Annotated in this window: 14 protein-coding genes; 2 read left to right on the top strand and 12 right to left on the bottom strand. The window is 63.4% G+C overall.

Annotation, left to right across the window (positions count from 1 at the left end; all coding sequences use genetic code 11):
- Positions 1–68 precede the first annotated feature (68 nt).
- Positions 69–971: a LysR family transcriptional regulator gene (locus FXO12_RS20215; protein ID WP_034128925.1), complete on the top strand. Its 903-nt coding sequence runs from the start codon at positions 69–71 to the stop codon at positions 969–971.
- 31 nt (positions 972–1,002) lie between these two features.
- Here FXO12_RS20215 and FXO12_RS20210 read toward each other — a convergent pair whose 3' ends face one another.
- Entirely contained in the window at positions 1,003–1,620 is a 618-nt protein-coding gene (locus tag FXO12_RS20210; RefSeq protein WP_003195019.1) for a hemolysin III family protein, read from the bottom strand.
- A 145-nt stretch (positions 1,621–1,765) separates the two neighbouring features.
- Here FXO12_RS20210 and FXO12_RS20205 point away from each other — a divergent pair, with 145 nt between their 5' ends.
- Complete coding sequence (locus FXO12_RS20205) at positions 1,766–2,680, top strand: LysR substrate-binding domain-containing protein (RefSeq protein WP_014720307.1); 915 nt, start codon at positions 1,766–1,768, stop codon at positions 2,678–2,680.
- A gap of 124 nt (positions 2,681–2,804) precedes the next feature.
- On the opposite strand, the gene madM is transcribed toward FXO12_RS20205, so the two are convergent.
- The 11 genes from madM to FXO12_RS20150 form a co-directional block, all read right to left on the bottom strand.
- Positions 2,805–3,569 carry a malonate transporter subunit MadM gene (gene madM / locus FXO12_RS20200; protein WP_032897715.1) on the bottom strand — a complete coding sequence of 255 codons (765 nt, stop codon included), beginning with the start codon at positions 3,567–3,569 and terminating at the stop codon, positions 2,805–2,807.
- A gap of 5 nt (positions 3,570–3,574) precedes the next feature.
- The gene (gene madL, locus FXO12_RS20195) at positions 3,575–3,967 is read right to left on the bottom strand and encodes a malonate transporter subunit MadL (protein ID WP_057976496.1); all 393 of its coding nucleotides are present in this window, start codon (positions 3,965–3,967) and stop codon (positions 3,575–3,577) included.
- Positions 3,968–4,034: 67 nt separating this feature from the next.
- Positions 4,035–4,934, bottom strand: coding sequence for a malonate decarboxylase subunit epsilon (mdcH, locus tag FXO12_RS20190; RefSeq protein ID WP_057976495.1), 900 nt, complete (start codon positions 4,932–4,934; stop codon positions 4,035–4,037).
- A complete protein-coding gene (locus FXO12_RS20185; protein WP_057976493.1) occupies positions 4,931–5,527 on the bottom strand; it encodes a malonate decarboxylase holo-ACP synthase in 597 nt (198 codons plus the stop codon). The genes mdcH and FXO12_RS20185 overlap by 4 nt, the downstream gene beginning before the upstream one ends.
- Complete coding sequence (gene mdcE / locus FXO12_RS20180) at positions 5,521–6,291, bottom strand: biotin-independent malonate decarboxylase subunit gamma (protein WP_057976491.1); 771 nt, start codon at positions 6,289–6,291, stop codon at positions 5,521–5,523. The genes FXO12_RS20185 and mdcE overlap by 7 nt, the downstream gene beginning before the upstream one ends.
- Positions 6,288–7,130: a biotin-independent malonate decarboxylase subunit beta gene (locus FXO12_RS20175; RefSeq protein ID WP_057976489.1), complete on the bottom strand. Its 843-nt coding sequence runs from the start codon at positions 7,128–7,130 to the stop codon at positions 6,288–6,290. Before FXO12_RS20175 ends, mdcE begins: the two co-directional genes overlap by 4 nt.
- On the bottom strand, positions 7,123–7,422 hold the full coding sequence (locus tag FXO12_RS20170; RefSeq protein ID WP_014720312.1) for a malonate decarboxylase subunit delta: 300 nt from the start codon (positions 7,420–7,422) through the stop codon (positions 7,123–7,125). The genes FXO12_RS20175 and FXO12_RS20170 overlap by 8 nt, the downstream gene beginning before the upstream one ends.
- Entirely contained in the window at positions 7,422–8,255 is an 834-nt protein-coding gene (locus FXO12_RS20165) for a triphosphoribosyl-dephospho-CoA synthase (protein ID WP_057976487.1), read from the bottom strand. The genes FXO12_RS20170 and FXO12_RS20165 overlap by 1 nt, the downstream gene beginning before the upstream one ends.
- Positions 8,256–9,926, bottom strand: a complete 1,671-nt coding sequence (gene mdcA, locus FXO12_RS20160; RefSeq protein WP_054916902.1) for a malonate decarboxylase subunit alpha — start codon at positions 9,924–9,926, stop codon at positions 8,256–8,258.
- Positions 9,927–10,202: 276 nt separating this feature from the next.
- Positions 10,203–10,658 carry a chemotaxis protein CheW gene (locus tag FXO12_RS20155; protein WP_003195048.1) on the bottom strand — a complete coding sequence of 152 codons (456 nt, stop codon included), beginning with the start codon at positions 10,656–10,658 and terminating at the stop codon, positions 10,203–10,205.
- A complete protein-coding gene (locus FXO12_RS20150) occupies positions 10,651–16,470 on the bottom strand; it encodes an Hpt domain-containing protein (protein ID WP_057976485.1) in 5,820 nt (1,939 codons plus the stop codon). Before FXO12_RS20150 ends, FXO12_RS20155 begins: the two co-directional genes overlap by 8 nt.
- Positions 16,471–16,610 lie beyond the last annotated feature (140 nt).

The following is a 16,610-nucleotide window of genomic DNA, read 5'->3' as shown; positions in this document are numbered from 1 at the left end:
GCCAGGTGACAGGTCACCGACAATGAATAAAGATGGCTCACCTATAAACAAAGGTTATGGGACTCGCCATGCGCTTGCGTCATATCGAAATCTTCCAGGCCATCCGTCAGACCGGCTCCATCAGTGCCGCCGCGCAGTTGCTGCACGTCTCGCAACCGGCGGTGACCAAAGTGCTGCAGCACGCCGAGCTGCAGTTGGGCTTTGCGTTATTCCTGCGGGTACGGGGTAAATTGCAACCCACCCCGGAAGCCCTGGCGCTGGAACGCGAAGTCGAGAAAGTCAGCGCAAGCCTGCAAGGCGTGCGGCGCCTGGCGAAAAGTTTGCGCCGCGAACCGGGACAAAGCATTCGCATCGGCGCAATCCCGGCGCTGGCGCTGGCGCTGCTACCGCCGGCGGTCCTGGAATGGAAGCGCGATTACCCGGACATTGCCTGTGAACTGTCCAGTGACCATAGCCACGAGCTGGTGCAAAAGCTGTTGATGCGCGAGATCGACCTGGCGCTGACGCTCAACTTTTCCGGGCATCCGGGGCTTACCACTCAAGTATTGGCCAACGGGGTGTTGGTGGCATTGGCGTCCAAAGGCTATTGGCCCGATGCCGAACGGCATCAGCCCCTGCCGTTGGCCGAACTGGCCGGCGCGCCCTTGATCGGCCTCTCCAGCGCTGACCCGCTGGCCGCCAAGCTGGAGAGTTATCTGGAAAGCGTCGACCCGCCACCACGCGTGACGATCTCGGTACAGACCTATTCACTGGCCCGCGCGATGGTCGAATCCGGCGCGGGCCTGACCGTGATCGATCCGTTCACAGCATTGGGTGCTTCAACGGCCACCACCCATATCCGAACGCTCACCCCGCCGCTGCCGATCACCCTCTACGCGCTGACCCGTGCCAACGAACCTCCACCGCATATGCTGGCCAAGTTGCTAGAGATTTTTGGTCGCCGCGCCCAGGTGCTACTGGAACGCCTTTAAGTGTGGGAGCCGGGCTTGCCCCCTCCCACAATCAGAGCACGTAATGCATGATCGCCACGAAATGCAGCAGGCTTCCGCCAATCACAAACAAATGCCAGATGCCGTGGGAATGGCGCAAGCGATCCTCCAGGGCAAAAAAGATAATGCCTACGGTGTACAGCACCCCACCGGACGCCAACCAGATAAACCCTGCCGTACCCAACGCCGCCATCAGCGGCTTGACCGCTACCAGTACGATCCAGCCCATCACGGCGTAGATCACGATGGACAAAATCCGCGCCTCCGAACGCGGCTTGATCTCCTGCAGGATGCCGATCACCGCCAGCCCCCACACAATCCCGAACAACGTCCAGCCCCACGGCCCGCGCAGGGTCACCAGGCAGAATGGCGTATAACTGCCGGCTATCAACAGGTAAATGGAAAAGTGATCGACCTTCTGCATGATCGCTTTTCGCCGGCCTCGCACGCTGTGGTACACCGTCGACGCGCTGTAAAGCACCATCAGGGTAAAGCCATAAATCGCCACGCTGACGATCTTCCAGGGGCTGCCGTCCAGGCTCGCCACTACCAACATCCACACGGCGCCAATACAGGCCGCGACTGCACCGAGCAAATGGCTCCAGGCGTTGAATCGTTCCCCGTGGTACATCTGTCACTGACCTCCCGTAACCCTCAAGAACAGGCGGACAAGCGTCCAGCCTTGCGCATCAGAGTGCAAGCGGCACGTGACGTTCCGGCGACGACAGCCGCGTTTACGGGCACAATCGAGTGCAATCGAACAAGAGCCCAAGGCCATGCTGATCGACGAAGAATTCACCCTCAAGAAGCTGGAGATCTTCCTGGCGTTCATGCGCACCGGCAACCTGGCCCGCGCGGCCGCCGAGCTGCAAACCAGCAATGTCAGCGTGCACCGCGCCATTCACTCCCTGGAAAGTGCCCTGCGCTGCCCGCTGTTCAAACACGAGGGGCGCAACCTCACTCCGCTGGAAAGCGCCTACGTGCTCGAAGAGCGTGCGCAGAAACTGGTGGCCGACGTGGTCGACAGCGTGCGCCTGACCCGCGAAGCCGCTGGGTTCTCGGCCGAACGTTTCAAGCTCGGCTCGCTGTATTCGCTGACGGTCAAGACCGTGCCACAGTTGATCATGGGCCTGAAAATCCGGCGCAGCGAACTGAATATCGACCTGATCCTGGGCTCCAACTTCGACCTGCTCTATAAGCTCAAGAACATGGAAGTGGACGCGATCCTCATCTCCCTCGACGAACACGCCCACGACCCCGACTGCGAGCAGATCGCGCTGTTCAGCGATGACATCTTCCTCGCCACCCCGGCCGATTCGCCCCTGGACCGCGATCAGGAAATCGACCTGGCCGACGTGCGCGATGCCACCTTCATCACCCTCACCCAGGGCTTCGCCACGCATCAGGACGGCAACCGGGTATTCCATCAGGCCGGGTTCGAGCCGAAGGTGGCGATGCAGGTGAACGATATCTTCACCTTGCTGAGCATGGTCAGTTCAGGGGTGGGTTATGCGCTGCTGCCAGGACGTATCGCAGCGGTGTATGAGAACCGCGTGAAGCTGATACCGTTGCAGCCCAGGTATCGCTTGCAACAGCAGATCGGTGTGGTGTTCCTGAAAGCCAAGGAGCGCGATCCGAACTTGCTGGCGTTGTTGGCGGAGTGTCGGATGTACGCCAATCGTCAAAGCTGAGGACGATCGCTCCCACGCTCTGCGTGGGAGCGCAGCTTAGGAAGCTCCGCGTCCGCTTTTTGACCGTGACGCAGAGCGTCACAAGAGGCGTTCCCACGCGGAGCGTGGGAACGATCATCCCCTCTCAGCCCACCAACCCACGCATCAGCAAAAACAACAACGACGGCCCCAGCAAACACCCCAGCGCCGTATAGAACGCCGCCGTCAAACACCCATAAGGCACCAGCTTCGGATCAGTCGCCGCCAGGCCGCCCGCCACACCGCTGGAGGTGCCCATCAAGCCACCGAAGATCACCGCGCTGCGTGGGTTGTTCAGCCCGATCAGCGGCGCCACGAACGGCGTCATCACCATTACCAGAATGGCCTTGATCAACCCCGCGGCAATGGACAGCGCCATCACCTCGGAGCTGGCCCCAATCGCCGCGCCGGTCACCGGGCCGACGATATAGGTCACGGCCCCGGCGCCGATGGTGGTGAGGCTCACCGCATCGGTGTACCCGAACGCCATCGCCACCCCTACCCCGGCAACGAACGACGAGCCCACGCCGACAAACAGCGCCAGCACCCCCACGAAGCCGGCGCGTTTGAGCTCATCGACACTCACGCCAAAGGCCGTGGCGACAATGGCAAAGTCGCGCAGCATCGCACCGCCCAGCAGGCCGATGCCCGACAACAGTGGAATATCCACCACGCCCTTGGAACCACCCGTAAACGCACCGCCCACATACGACAGCGCCAACCCCAGCAAAATGGCAATGGCCGAACCATGCAGGCGGCCCTTGGTGAAGGTATCGGAGATCCAATAAGACACCCACATGGTCAGGCCGATTACGGCGAAACCACTGATCAAGCCGTAGCCGGTGATCACTTTCATCATCGATTCGTACATGGCGATCACCCCGCTTCTTTAGTGGGAGCAACCGCAACCGGCTCGCGGTTACCGATACGCACCAGCACGGGCACCAGGGCAAAGCCAAGCACCACGGCGAGGGTCCCGGCCAGAATCGCCATAGGCCCGCCGCTGATCGCGCCATACACGTTTTGCTGGGCAGCCATCGCCACCACAATCGGGATATAGATCGCAGCCCAGAAACTCACGCCTTGCTCTGACTTGCCGGTAAACAGGCCGCGTTTGCTCAGGTAGCTGCCCAGGCCGATCAACAGCAGCATGGCGATACCCACGCCGCCGACGTTGGCCGGGATACCCAGCAGCTTGCCCAGCAGCTCACCCACAAACAGCCCTGCCAACGTGCAGAACGCCAAAAAAGCCACACCGTAGATAATCATGGTTGTTGTCCTCAAAGTGCTCGTTCGAAATTGTTGTTTTTGTGCTTCGAAAGCCTTGGGTACTGCGTTATCGGTGGCGGCGTTCCTCCTCTTGCAGCAGGGCCTGCAAGGTGTCCAGGCGGGCGCCTTCGCAGGCGATCACCGTGCCCTGTTCAAACACACGGCGTGACAGACCGGTGAGCACCGCGCCCGGAGGCAGTTCGATTTGCAGGCGCACACCACGCTCGTAAGCGCTTTGCACCGTGCCGCGCCAATCGACGACGCGGCACATATTGAAGGCCAGGTCGTCACGCAGTTGTTCGGGGTTGTGGATAGGTCGCGCGCGGGTGCTGCTCAGGTAAGTAATGCGCGGCGCCTTGAGTGGGACGAAGGCTTGGAACAGTGCCTGGGCGGGTTGCTCCAGCAACGGGCAGTGAGACGGCACGCTGACGGCCAGGCGCTTGGCGAAACCGTTGCCTTTGATGCTTTCGGCAACTCGCTTCATCGCCTCGTTGCTGCCGGCGATGACGGTCTGGTTGTCGGCATTGATATTGGCCAGGTACACCGGCGTATGCGGGCTGTGGATATCCGCCAGCAAGGCCTCGACCCTGGAAAGATCAGGGCCGATCAGCGCCGTCATGCCATAGCCCTGTGGATAAGCCTGCTGCATCAGTTCACCACGCAGGCTGACCAGTTTTATCGCATCAGCGAAGTCCAGGGCCCCGGCCATCACCGCGGCTGGGTAGGCGCCGATGGACAGGCCCGCCACATAATCCGGCGTGCACTCTAATTGCCGGGCATGGGCCACGCCGGCGATCAACAGGCACAGTTGCACAGCCCGCGTCGATTCAAGCGCCTGCGCCGAGTCGAGCCGACGAACGTCTTCACCCAGGGCATCGCTGGCCTCTTGCAGAATGTCGGCCGGCAACACCTGGAGCATGCCGCTGCGTTGGGCGCCCTGCCCCGGAAACACCAGAAGGCTGCTCATGCCACGGCCTGCCAAGGGTCGAGCACAAGGTGCGCACCGCAGACGGTCTTGAGCAGTACACGGCGTGAGGGGCCGGCCCATTCGCGCAACGCGACGGCGCCGAAAGGGGTTTGCAGTTGCAGGTCGACGGCGCAGGGCGCGGTGTCCAGGATCGCCAACAGCGCTCGCGCCTCGCTACGATCCAGGGGCTTGGGCGCGCACAGAATCAAATCCAGATCACTGTTGGCATGCAGCGCTTCAATGCCACTGGCCAATTCAAACCCGGCACTGCCGCTGACGCCCCAATCTTGCGGCGCCAGCACCGGCCGCAGTTGATCGAGGGCCCGCAGCGCCGGTAAATCCCGTGGTGAGACCGCCGCTCGCAAAGCTTGCGGCGCCACCCGCCGTTGCACCGCCGCCACGGGCATCTGGGCGGCAAAACGCTGCTCACGCAAACGCCCACGCACACCGACCGCCACATGGCCCGGCTCGGCGATGGCACGCCGCACCACTACCGGATGCCCGGCACGGATCGGGTCCCGCACCCAGGCCGGGGCATCGGCAGGCAGATGCGCCAGGGTCATGCCCCAGAGTAAGTCGTGGGCGTTCACCATTGCTCCCGCAACAGCTGGCGCACTCGGCTGGAGGCGGCTCGGTTGGTGGCGCCAAGGCGTGAGCTCAAGTCGGTACTGCCGATATCCTTGACTGCCTGCACCAGGCAATCGCTGACTCGCGCCACGTCATCCGTCGTGGGTTGTTCAATCCGGGTGACTGACAACGTCTCCCACAGCAATCCCAGGCTGGCATAGCTGTCGATGTCATAGGCCATCGGCGGCACGCTGGCGGCCAGGGTTTCCAATTCTTCGACGCTACGCAAGGTCACCCGGGCCGCCGAGGCTTTGCCCATGGCATGCACCATCACGCCAGGGTCGCGCAGGGCGATCAGGCGATTGGCCTGGTAGCCGTGGGCGAGGAACGCCCCCGACATGGCCTTGCCCACCAGCAGGGCGATCACCGGGTGGCCGGCGAGCCGAGCGCGAGCGTAGCTGTCAGCGGCGGCGGCCAGGGCCTGATGAATGCCAAGGGCTTCTTCGCGACGGCCATAAGCTTGGCTGGGTACGTCGACGATAGCGATGATGGGGCGCTTGTCACCCCGGGCGATGGCTTCGTCCACCGCCTTGGCCAAGCCCCAGCCTTCCAGTAGGCCGACTTCGCCATTGCGGGCGCGGGGGAAGCGGTTGTGCGGGTCGGGAACCACGGCGATGTAGCGCACCGCCTGTTCACCCAACACACCATCCGCCACTTTCAATGAGCCCGGCAAACCTTCGACCGGCGTTACGTTGGCGCTCAACGCGTTGAACCACTGCAAGCCTCTCATGAGCGTTCTCCCTGATACAGCGCGCGAACAGTCGCCGGCTCGATTTGCGCGCTCGCGTCCAGTTCGGCCAGGCGCGCCAGGTAAAAATCAGCGCGCCGGCTGCGCGGTTGTGTGGGCACGCCCTGCTGCAGCAGTGCGCTGACAGTCTGCTGGATCTGCGCCACATCGTCCGTCACATAACGGTCGGCCAAGCCACTGTTGAAGCGCTGCTCGCCACCGGTAAGGCTCCAGATAAACGGGCGGTCGCGGGAGTCATATTCCTCCAGGCCAGCCTCCTGCTCGATCACTTGGGGGCCATTCAATCCCAGGCGTGCTTCGCGAGTGACCACCAGATAGCTGCACAAGCCAGCCGCGATGGACATGCCCCCAAAGCAACCGACACTGCCGGCCACCACGCCGATCACCGGCTGGTACTGGCGCAGGTCGACAATCGCCGCGTGAATGTCGGCAATGGCAGCCAAGCCCAGGTTGGCTTCCTGCAAGCGCACGCCGCCCGTTTCCAGCAGTAGCAACGCGCAGGTGGGGACGCCGTTGCGGTTGTCTTCGGCGGCCAGTTCCAAGGCGCCCGCGATTTTCGCACCGCCAACTTCACCCAGGCTGCCGCCCTGGAAATTACCTTCGATCGCGGCAATCACCACAGGCTTGGCGCCGATGCTGCCCTTGGCGATCACCACACCATCATCGGCCTGGGGCACCACGCCCTGGCGGCTGAGCCACGGCGACATGACCCGCTGGAACGGGTCGATCAACTCGCGGAAGGTGCCTGCATCCAACAGCGCCTTGGCGCGCTGCCGGGCGCCAAGTTCGACAAAGCTGTGTTTAGCGAGTAAGTCAGTCATGGCCGATCTCCTCGAAACCTTGCTCCAGGCGCAAGCGCACCACACCGGGTGTGGCACCGAAGTCGTGGATATCAATGTTCAGGGCCGGTGGCGTCTGCTCCTGGAAGATGCGTTCGAACAGGTGCTGCCAGCGTTGCTGCGCGCCATTGACCGAGGTTTGCACCTGGATGGTCAAGGTGCCGGGCGTGCCCGGCTCCAGCAGCACTTCCAGGTCGCCCGAGCCGACGCAGCCCACCAGCGCACGGCCTTTGGGGGGCTGCCCGGCGGGGAATTCAAAGGATAAGGTTTCCATCACAACGCTCCGTCGAGGCGGTCGATAAACAGGCAGGCGGCCAACAGGTCGGCGGCGCCGCCGGGGGAGGCATTCAAGGCCAGCAGTTGCAGGTCCAGTTCATGCAGTTGGCGGCGTCCGGCCAGGGTTGCGCTGCCACCGGCGTCGAGCACGGCCTGGGCGCCCTGTTGCATGGTAGCCAGGCCTTCGGTACCGGCGCGGTAGAGCACGCAGGTGTCTGCCAGGTCCGTCATGATCGCCAGCAAAGCATCCAGCCGGGCGTTCTGCTCACCGGCGTTTTCGCGGCGGCTCTTGTGCAGTTGCGGCAGGCCGCGTTGCGTCACTGAAGGGAAGCCGAGCTGGGCTTCTTCACGGGCGCCGCGTGCGCCGTAGCGCTGGGCAACCTGGGCGCCATGGCTCATGGGCTGCGGGGCGAAGCGGTCGTTGAGCAGGGCCAGCTTGGCGGCGGTCAGGGTTATGGCGCGGGGCTCCAGGGCCGCCGCAGCAGTGAGCAAACCCAGCGCCCAGATCGCACCGCGATGGGTGTTCACGCCCTGGGTGGTGGCGAGCATGGCCTGCTCGCCTTCCCGGCCAATACGACCGAGCGCTTCGCGCAGGGGCAGGCCGACTTCGCCGATGTCGAGCGCGGCCTCGGCCATTTCCTTGAACATCGGCCACAGCGACAGCGCCGAGGCGTGCATCAGCCCCAGGTGCAAATCGCTGTGGGCGCCGTTGCCGCGCCGGTCTACCAGAGCGGGTTTAGGCGACAAATCCGCTTCGTCGATCAGCGCATCCACGGCCATATCCGCCAGGCGATCGGCCAGGCTCAGTTCATGCTGTTTGAGCGCGCGCATTTACCAGCTCCTGAATTTGGCGGGCGGGTTGTAGAGGCCACCAGACCAGTCCACCAGGTCGGCCACGCTCTTGGCGGCCAACAACTCGCGGGTGGCGTCGGTGCGGCGAATACCCAAGTCTTCGGGCAAGGCAATCAACCCTTCGCGGCGCATGCGCGCAGTGTCCTTGGGGTTGTGGCGCATACCGATGGCGGTCACCCCGGCGACGGCGGCGATCATTGCCTGACGTTCTTCCAGGGAGCGCGCCTTGTACAGGTAGGCGATGCCTTCTTCGGTGAGCAAGTGGGTGACGTCGTCGCCGTAGATCATGATGGGCGCCAGGGGCATGCCGCTTTTGCGGGCCACTTCTACCGCGTCCAGGGTGTCGACGAAAGTGGGTTTACCGCCTTCCTGGAAGGTCTCGACCATCTGCACTACGAGTTTTTTGCCGCGTTCAAGCAAGGCCTCAGGCGCATCGTCGTGGCGCATATCCAGCCAGGCCGGTGTGCCATGACGGCGGCCGCGTGGGTCGTGGCCCATGTTCGGCGCGCCACCGAAACCGGCGAGGCGGCCACGGGTCACGGTGCTGGAATGCCCGTCGCCATCCACTTGCAGGGTGGCGCCGATAAACAGGTCCACGGCGTATTGGCCGGCGAGTTGGCAGAACATGCGGTTGGAGCGCATCGAGCCATCGCGGCCGGTGAAGAACACATCCGGGCGTGCGGCAATGTAGTTTTCCATGCCCAGTTCGGTGCCGAAGCAATGCACGCTTTCTACCCAACCGCTTTCAATCGCCGGGATCAATGTGGGGTGCGGGTTGAGGGTCCAGTTGCGGCAGATCTTGCCTTTGAGGCCCAGGGATTCGCCGTAGGTGGGCAGGATCAATTCGATGGCGGCGGTGTTGAAGCCAATGCCATGGTTGAGCGACTGCACATTGTGTTTTTCGTAGATGCCCCGGATCGCCATCATCGCCATCAACACATGCACCGGCTTGATATGGCGTGGGTCGCGGGTGAACAGCGGCTCGATGTAGAACGGCTTGTCGGCCACCACCACGAAATCCACCCAACTGGCGGGGATGTCGACGCGAGGCAAGTCGGTAACGTCGTCCACCAACTGGTTGACCTGCACGATGACGATGCCATCGCTGAAGGCAGCGGGTTCGATCAGCGCCGGGGTGTCTTCGGTGCTGGCGCCGGTGTAAATGTTACCGGCACGGTCGGCCATGAAACCGGCCGAGAGCACCACGTTGGGGATCAGGTCCACCACCAGCCGCGCATAGAGTTCGATGTAGGTGTGGATCGCGCCGATCTCCAGCATGCCGTCTTCCAGCAACTGGCTGATGCGCAGGGATTGGGTGCCGGCGAAAGAGAAATCCAGCTTGCGGGCAATGCCCTTTTCAAACAGGTCCAAGTGCTCGGAACGGCCCACGCTGGGCATGATCATGTGCAAATCGTGGAGCTTGGCGGGGTCGGCCTTGGCCAGGGAGCGCGAGAGGAAGTCGGCCTGCTTCTGGTTGTTGCCCTCCAGCACTACGCGGTCGCCGGGGAGGATCAAGGCTTCAAGGGCCTCGACGATCTTGTCACTGGGCAACACCGCCCCGTCTGCGTATTTTTTGACCAGCCCGAGCCGCCGCTGCTTCTCGTCGCGCCGCCGCGTCCAGCGCGAGTCGGGGGTGATGGTTGTTGTCATGGTCGCTCCACGGGGGGTTGCTGTCGTGGGGCTTACCTTAGGAGTGAAGCGCAAGGGCATCAATCAAGCTGGAGGACGAACCGTTACGCCTGGAGTAACGAAGATCAAACTGTGGGAGCTGGCTTGCCTGCGTTGATGGTGGGTCAGTGCATAACTGATCGTTCCCACGCTCCGCGTGGGCATGCATCCTGTGACGCTCTGCGTCACCCTTATGCTGACTGGCGGGACGCGGAGCGTCCCCGGCGTCATTCCTACGCGGAGCGTGTGAACGATCAGTCAGGCCAGGCCGGACTCTACCAGCAGCGCTTCAAGCCCCATCAAGTCCGGCACCTTCGCCACCTGCTCCCCCACTTGCACTGCCGCCAGTTCCAGCGGGCACAGGGGGACGTCCACGTAGCTCAATTCGCTGTCGAGCTTGTACGAGCGGGGAATACCCTGGATCACCAGGGCAATGAACTTCAAGGTCGGTCGCCCGCCCAGTGCATTCAACACCACTATGCGTGAGCGTTCTCCCGTCATGCTGGCTTCACCGCAGGCAGCCTCAAAACTGATCAACGGAATTTGCCGATCGCGCCAGGTCACTTGCCGCAGATACCACGGCGGCGCATCGCTGGCCGGTTCGCCACGCTGGAAATCGATCAGTTCGGCCACGGCAACGTTGGGCAGCACCAGGTGGCGGTCGGCCAGGGGCAGTAGCAAGCCGGTGAGTTGGCTGGTGCGGTGTTCAAGCATGGGACTTGCTCCAGTAGGCGATGCTCTCCAGCAGCACCGACTCTTGGTACGGCTTGCCGAGGTAGTCGTTGACGCCAATGGCCATGGCGCGGTCGCGGTGTTTCTGGCCGGTGCGTGAGGTGATCATGATGATCGGCAAGCGCATCAGGCGCGGGTCATTGCGTATCTGAATGGCCACTTCGAAGCCGTCCATGCGCGGCATTTCGATGTCGAGCAGCATCAGGTCCGGGGTGTGTTCTTCCAGGATGGCGAGGGCGTCGATACCGTCCTTGGCGGTGAGCACGTTCATGCCGTTGCGCTCCAGCAGGCGGCTGGTGACTTTGCGTACGGTGACCGAGTCGTCCACCACCAGCACCAGCAGCGGGCGTTTTTTCAGTGGGTCGTTGAGGATCAGCGGCGCATCCACTGCCTGGGCCGGCAAGGCCGGTTGCCGAGCGCGGATGTGCGCCAGCAGGTCGATGATCAGCACCACATGGCCGTCGCCCAGGATGGTCGCGCCGGTCACTCCCTGCACCCCGGAGAACTGCGGCCCCAGGCCCTTGACCACGATCTCGCGAGTACCGGCCATGGCATCCACGTGCACCGCCACGCGGCGTTCATTGCAGTGCACCAGCAGCACCGGCACCGGCTGGTACTGGCCCAGCAGTTTAGGGCGGCTGGCGGTGTGCAGCAGGTCACCGAGGTAGAACAACTCGTAGCGCTGGCCGGCGTATTCATAGTGCGGCGGGTCTTGCTGGTAGTGCCCCGCCAATTCGTGGGGCAGCACGCGCACCAAGCCTTCGATGGTGTTGAGCGGGATCGCGTATTGGTCGTCCGCGCAGTGCACCATCAGCGCACGATTGACCGACACGGTAAACGGCAGGCGAATGCGAAAATGCACGCCCATGCCCGGCGTCGAGTCGATCACCATCGAGCCGCCGAGCTGGCGCACTTCCTCATGCACCACGTCCATGCCCACGCCGCGCCCGGAAATCTGGGTGATTTTTTCGGCAGTGGAAAAGCCCGGTTGCAGGATGAACTGCAACACGTCACGGTCGCTGATCTCTTGATGGGGGGCGAGCAGGCCACGCTTGATCGCCTTGCGTCGCACCGCTTCGAGGGGCACACCCGCGCCGTCGTCACGCATGTCGAAGACGATGTCGCCGCCTTCGTGGGTCAGGTCCAGGGTGATGCGGCCCTTTTCCGGTTTACCCGCAGCCAGCCGCACTTCGCGGGACTCCAGGCCGTGGTCGACGGCGTTGCGCAGCATATGCTCCAAGGGGGCCGCCATGCGTTCCAGCACATTGCGGTCCATCTCGCCTTCGGCATTGCCGACGATAAACTCCACGTCCTTGCCCAACTCGCCCGCCACTTGCCGCACGATGCGCTTGAGGCGCGGCAACATGCGCTCGAAAGGCACCATGCGCGTGCGCATCAGGCCTTCCTGCAATTCGGTGTTGATGCGTGCCTGTTGCTGCAGCAGGTTGTAGGCATCCTGGTTGCGACGCTCAAGGGTCTCTTTGAGATCGAGCAGGTCGGAGGCAGATTCGGACAGCGCACGGGCCAGCTGTTGCAGCTGCGAGTGGCGGTCCATTTCCAGCGGGTCGAACTCTTCGTAGCCCAGGCGTTCGGCCTCGGCTTGCTGGCGGCTCAAGAGGCGGCCCTGGGTTTCGCTGTCGAGCCGGCGCAATTGGTCGCGCATGCGCTCGATGGTGGTTTCCATCTCACTCAAGGCAATGCGCGCATCCTTGACTTGCTGCTCGATACGCCCACGGAAGATCGAAGTTTCGCCGGCCAGGTTGACCAGGTCATCGAGCAAGTCGGCAGAGATTTTCACCATGTCGGCGGCCGGGTCGGCGACCGCTTCGGCCTTGCCCGCCGGCAGCGCCACCGGTGTGACCGGCTCATCACTGGGGTGCACCAGGCTCTTGATGCGCTCGATGAGTTTATCCACCGAACCCACCGGCAATCCCTCGGCCACGGCGTCGATCATTTGCGCCAGGCGATCATGGCAACCTTGCAGCAGTGCGAACAACTCAGGGGTCGGCGCGAGCAAACCGGCGGAAAGCCCTTCGTAGAGAAATTCCAGCTCATGGGCCAGATCGCCGATCGGCCCGATCTCGACCATGCGTGCACCGCCCTTGAGGGTGTGCAGGTCACGCAGCAGGGTTTCCACTTCCTGGCGATTGCCCGGCTCGTCCTGCCAGCGCAAAAGCGCGCTGCCTGAGCTGTCGAGGATATCGGCGGCTTCTTCGAGGAATATATCCAGCAATTCCGGGTCGGCACCCGAGGCTGGCGCCACCGCAGCCGGCGCTGCCGGGCTGCTGGCCTGGCGCAATTCCCGCAGCCTTTCGACCAGTTCGGCGCCGTCACTCAGGGGTTGCTGTTGTTGCAGCTCTTCCAATTGTTGAGCCAAGCGTTCGTGGCTGGCCATCAGTGCCTGGGATAGCTCGACAGAGTAGCTATAGCGGCGGTCCACCAGCCCCTCATAAACGCATTCCAGCTCGTGGGCCAGGTCGCCCACCGGGTCGATTTCGGCCATGCGCGCGCCGCCCTTGAGGGTGTGCAGATCCCGCTGCAACGAGGACAAGGGCGCAGCGCTGTCGGGCTCCAGTAACCATCGCTTGAGCGACTGGCCGGCGCTGTCGAGGATGTCTACGGCCTCCTCAAGGAAGATCTCAACAATCTCGTCGTCCATCGCGGTGGCGTGATCCAGCTGCGCGGTGGCCGCGCCCAATTCGGAGATACTCAGGGCGCGGCTGCCGTCGCTTTTGATCAGGCCTGTGGCGGACGGGTCTAAGGCTTCGTCCAGCAACGCGCGTAACGCCTGCAGCCGTGCAGGCGCGGGGCTGATTTCCTGGCCGGCGGCCAACTGGTCGAGCATGTTGATCAGCGCGTCGTGGGCCTGTTCAGCCTCTTGGAAGAACCGGGCGCTGACCGCCAGGCTGCTTTCCTCTACCGCGCCATACAGGTCGAGCAAGGCTTCGCACAACGCGTCGATAGGATGCAGGTCGGCAAGGTGCGCACCCTCGCCCAGGGTGGTCAGTTCGTCCAGCAACGCCGTGAGTTCCAGACGGTCGCCGGGGTGTTGCTGCCAGCGACGCAGCAGGCTTTCGGCGTCGAGCAGGATGTCCATGCCCTGGGCCAGGAAGTTGGTGATCAAGTGCGGGTCACGCTTGACGCGCACGCCGGCCGTGGGGGCGTCGAGCAAGGCGGCCAGTTGATGCTCCAGCAGGTGTTGGGTGCGGCTGATCACGCTGGCCGCGCCGTGGATCGGCGCCAGGGGATTGTTGTCCAGGTCACGCACCCCGCGCTGGAACAGCCCTTGTGCCTCAAGCAACAACGCCACTTCGTCCTTGTCCAGCGGCACGCGGTGGGCCTTGTACTCACGGGTGAGGTGATCCAGCGGGCGCGCCAGTTCGGCAATGGGCAACACGCCGGCCATGTAGGCGCTGCCCTTGAGGGTGTGCAAGGCGCGTTGCAGTTCATCACTGACCTGCAGCGGCACCTGCTCGGCGGCCTGTTGCAGGAAGTGGTCGAGGCTGTCCAGATGGCCCTGGGCTTCGTTGCGAAAGATCTCCAGCAGCATTGGGTCATGGGGCTCGGTGGTCGATGTTGCAGCGCCACTGGCCAGGGCATGGGCACGGGCGGCCAAGGCGTCGACTTCATCGCGCTGGCGCTGGTCGTCGCTAGCGAAATCGGCGATCAGCTCCGGCAGCAGGGCCACGGCCTCATCCAACACCTGCCGCACCTCAGGGCCAAGGACTACACTGCGTTCCAGCACGCGATTGAGCAGGTTCTCCACGGCCCAGGCCAGCTCGGCCAGCACCAGGGCGCGCACCATGCGGCCGCTGCCCTTGAGGGTATGGAAAGCCCGGCGCATTTCGCCCTGGGCGGCTTTGTCCGCGCTGTCGGGCAGGTAGCGATGCAACACGTCGAGGACTTCATCGGTTTCTTCAAGGAAGACTTCGCGCAGTTCATCGTCAATCGGTTCTTCGCCGGCCGGCGGCGGCAACAGGCTACCGGGACGCTGCAAGGCTGGAGGGTTGAGACGTGATGCAGGGCTGGCCAAGGCATCGAACTGGGATTGGTTTGGCGCAGCCTCGGTGGACAGCGCCCCCTCGGGCGCAGCCAGGGCCTGCCGCCAGGGTTTTTCCACCGGCAGGTAGCCCAATGCATTCAAGCCCTGGGTGGCCAACTCCAGCACTTTTTCCCCTGCCGCGTCAGGGTCTTGAAGCATGCGCTCGAGGTAGTACTCCAGGCTGCTGACCACCTCGGCGAAATGCGCCAGTTGTGTCGCCGAAGGGGCGGCCTCGTTGATCATCAATTGCTCGTCGACGTAATCGGTGCAACCGCGCATCAGGCTCGCCGCACGCGGCAAGGGAATCATCGCCAGGGCACCACGCACCTGGCTCAGTAGCTCGGGCAAGGACTCCAGGCGCTGACGATCCCAATCAGCCTCAATGCAGTCGATGACCAGCTCCTTGGCTTGGCGCAGGCACTGGCACGATTCACGAATCACCAACTGATGGATCTGGGTCAGGTCGGTGGTGGGCAAGCGGCTGTCTTCACGGCTTTGCGGTTCGACGGTGCCGATCATCCCGGCCAACGTCGCTTCGACATACAGCAACGCGCCGGCCACATCCATCAACACCGCGTCATTGGGTTCGCGCTGCCCCTGGACCAGGCTCAACACCACGGCGAGTTGGTCGATGATCACTTTGCGCGGCTGGCCGAAACCCAACACCGCGAGGGTATCGGCGATCTGCCGCAAGGGCGCCAGCAACGGCTCGAGGTCCTGGGTGTGCTGGCGATCACTGCGCACGAACAGATCCAGGCGTTCCTTGACCCGCACCAGTTCCTCACACAACGCCCCGAGTACCGAGCCCATGGCATTGCGATCCGGCCCGGCCAGCCGTGCACGTTCAGCATCGACCACGGCGCTGTCGGGCAACGCTTCGTCCAAGCCGTAGCGCTCCTTCAGGCTCTGCATGCGCGGCGTCGGCCGGGTGACTTTGGCGACGTAGAACAACAGGCTCTTGAGCAACTCGTCCGGTGCCGGCTGGTTGATGCCATTGATGCCTTGAACCAGCAAGCGCTTGAGTTGCTTGTCGCTAGCCTTGAGCAGGCTGCGCAGCGCCGGACTGTTGGCGACCACGCCGGTGAGCATGCCTTCGACCAGCGCCGAGGTGACCTGCCACAACGGCAGCAGCGGCGCACCCTGGCATAGCGCTTCAAGGCGTGCGAACACCCGCGCCATGTCTTCCAGGTTGCTGGGGCCGTGGTCTTCACGCAGCAATCCGGCGAGGGCTTGTTGCAGCAGGTGGCGCCATTGGCGCAACTGCTCATGCAGATCCGGCGTGGCCCGCTGGGCCAGGGCTTGCTCAGGCAACGGCTCGATCGATAGCAGTTGCGGGCTGAACAGGCTGGTTTCCGATAGCAGGCTTTCACCACGGGCGCTGCGCAGGTCGTTGAGCAGCGGCAGCACCACCAGCGGCAAGTCGCGGCGAGCACTGTGCACGCGGTCGAGGTACAGCGGCAGTTGGCCGAGGGCTTGTTGCAGCAGGCGGATACTTTCATCGCGCTGGCCGACGTGCCCGGCCTGGAGCGCAAGGGCCAGTTCTTCGATCTCTTCGGCCAGCAGCGCCGCGCCGTAGAACTCGACCATTTGCAGCGCGCCATGCACCTGGTGGATACCGGCCAGGCATTGGTTGAGGGCGTCGTCGTCAAGGGTTTCAACGTACGCGTCCAGCGCCGACCGGGCCTGTTTCAGGGTTTCGGCAATATCGCCCTTGACCCATTCGAGGGCCACGTAGTCGTGCCGATCAACCATAACTGCTCCGCTTAGAATTCATGAGTTGCTGGTATCTCACAAACAATGGAGATCCGATGTGGGAGCTGGCTTGCCTGCGATAGCGGTGGGTCAGCACTATATCTGTATCTGACAGACCGCTATCGCAGGCAAGCCAGCTG

This window comes from Pseudomonas sp. J380, assembly GCF_009827115.1.
GTDB lineage: Bacteria > Pseudomonadota > Gammaproteobacteria > Pseudomonadales > Pseudomonadaceae > Aquipseudomonas > Aquipseudomonas paracarnis.
The sequence above is the reverse complement of the archived record's forward strand: the minus strand, read 5'-3'. Positions and strand labels throughout refer to the sequence as shown.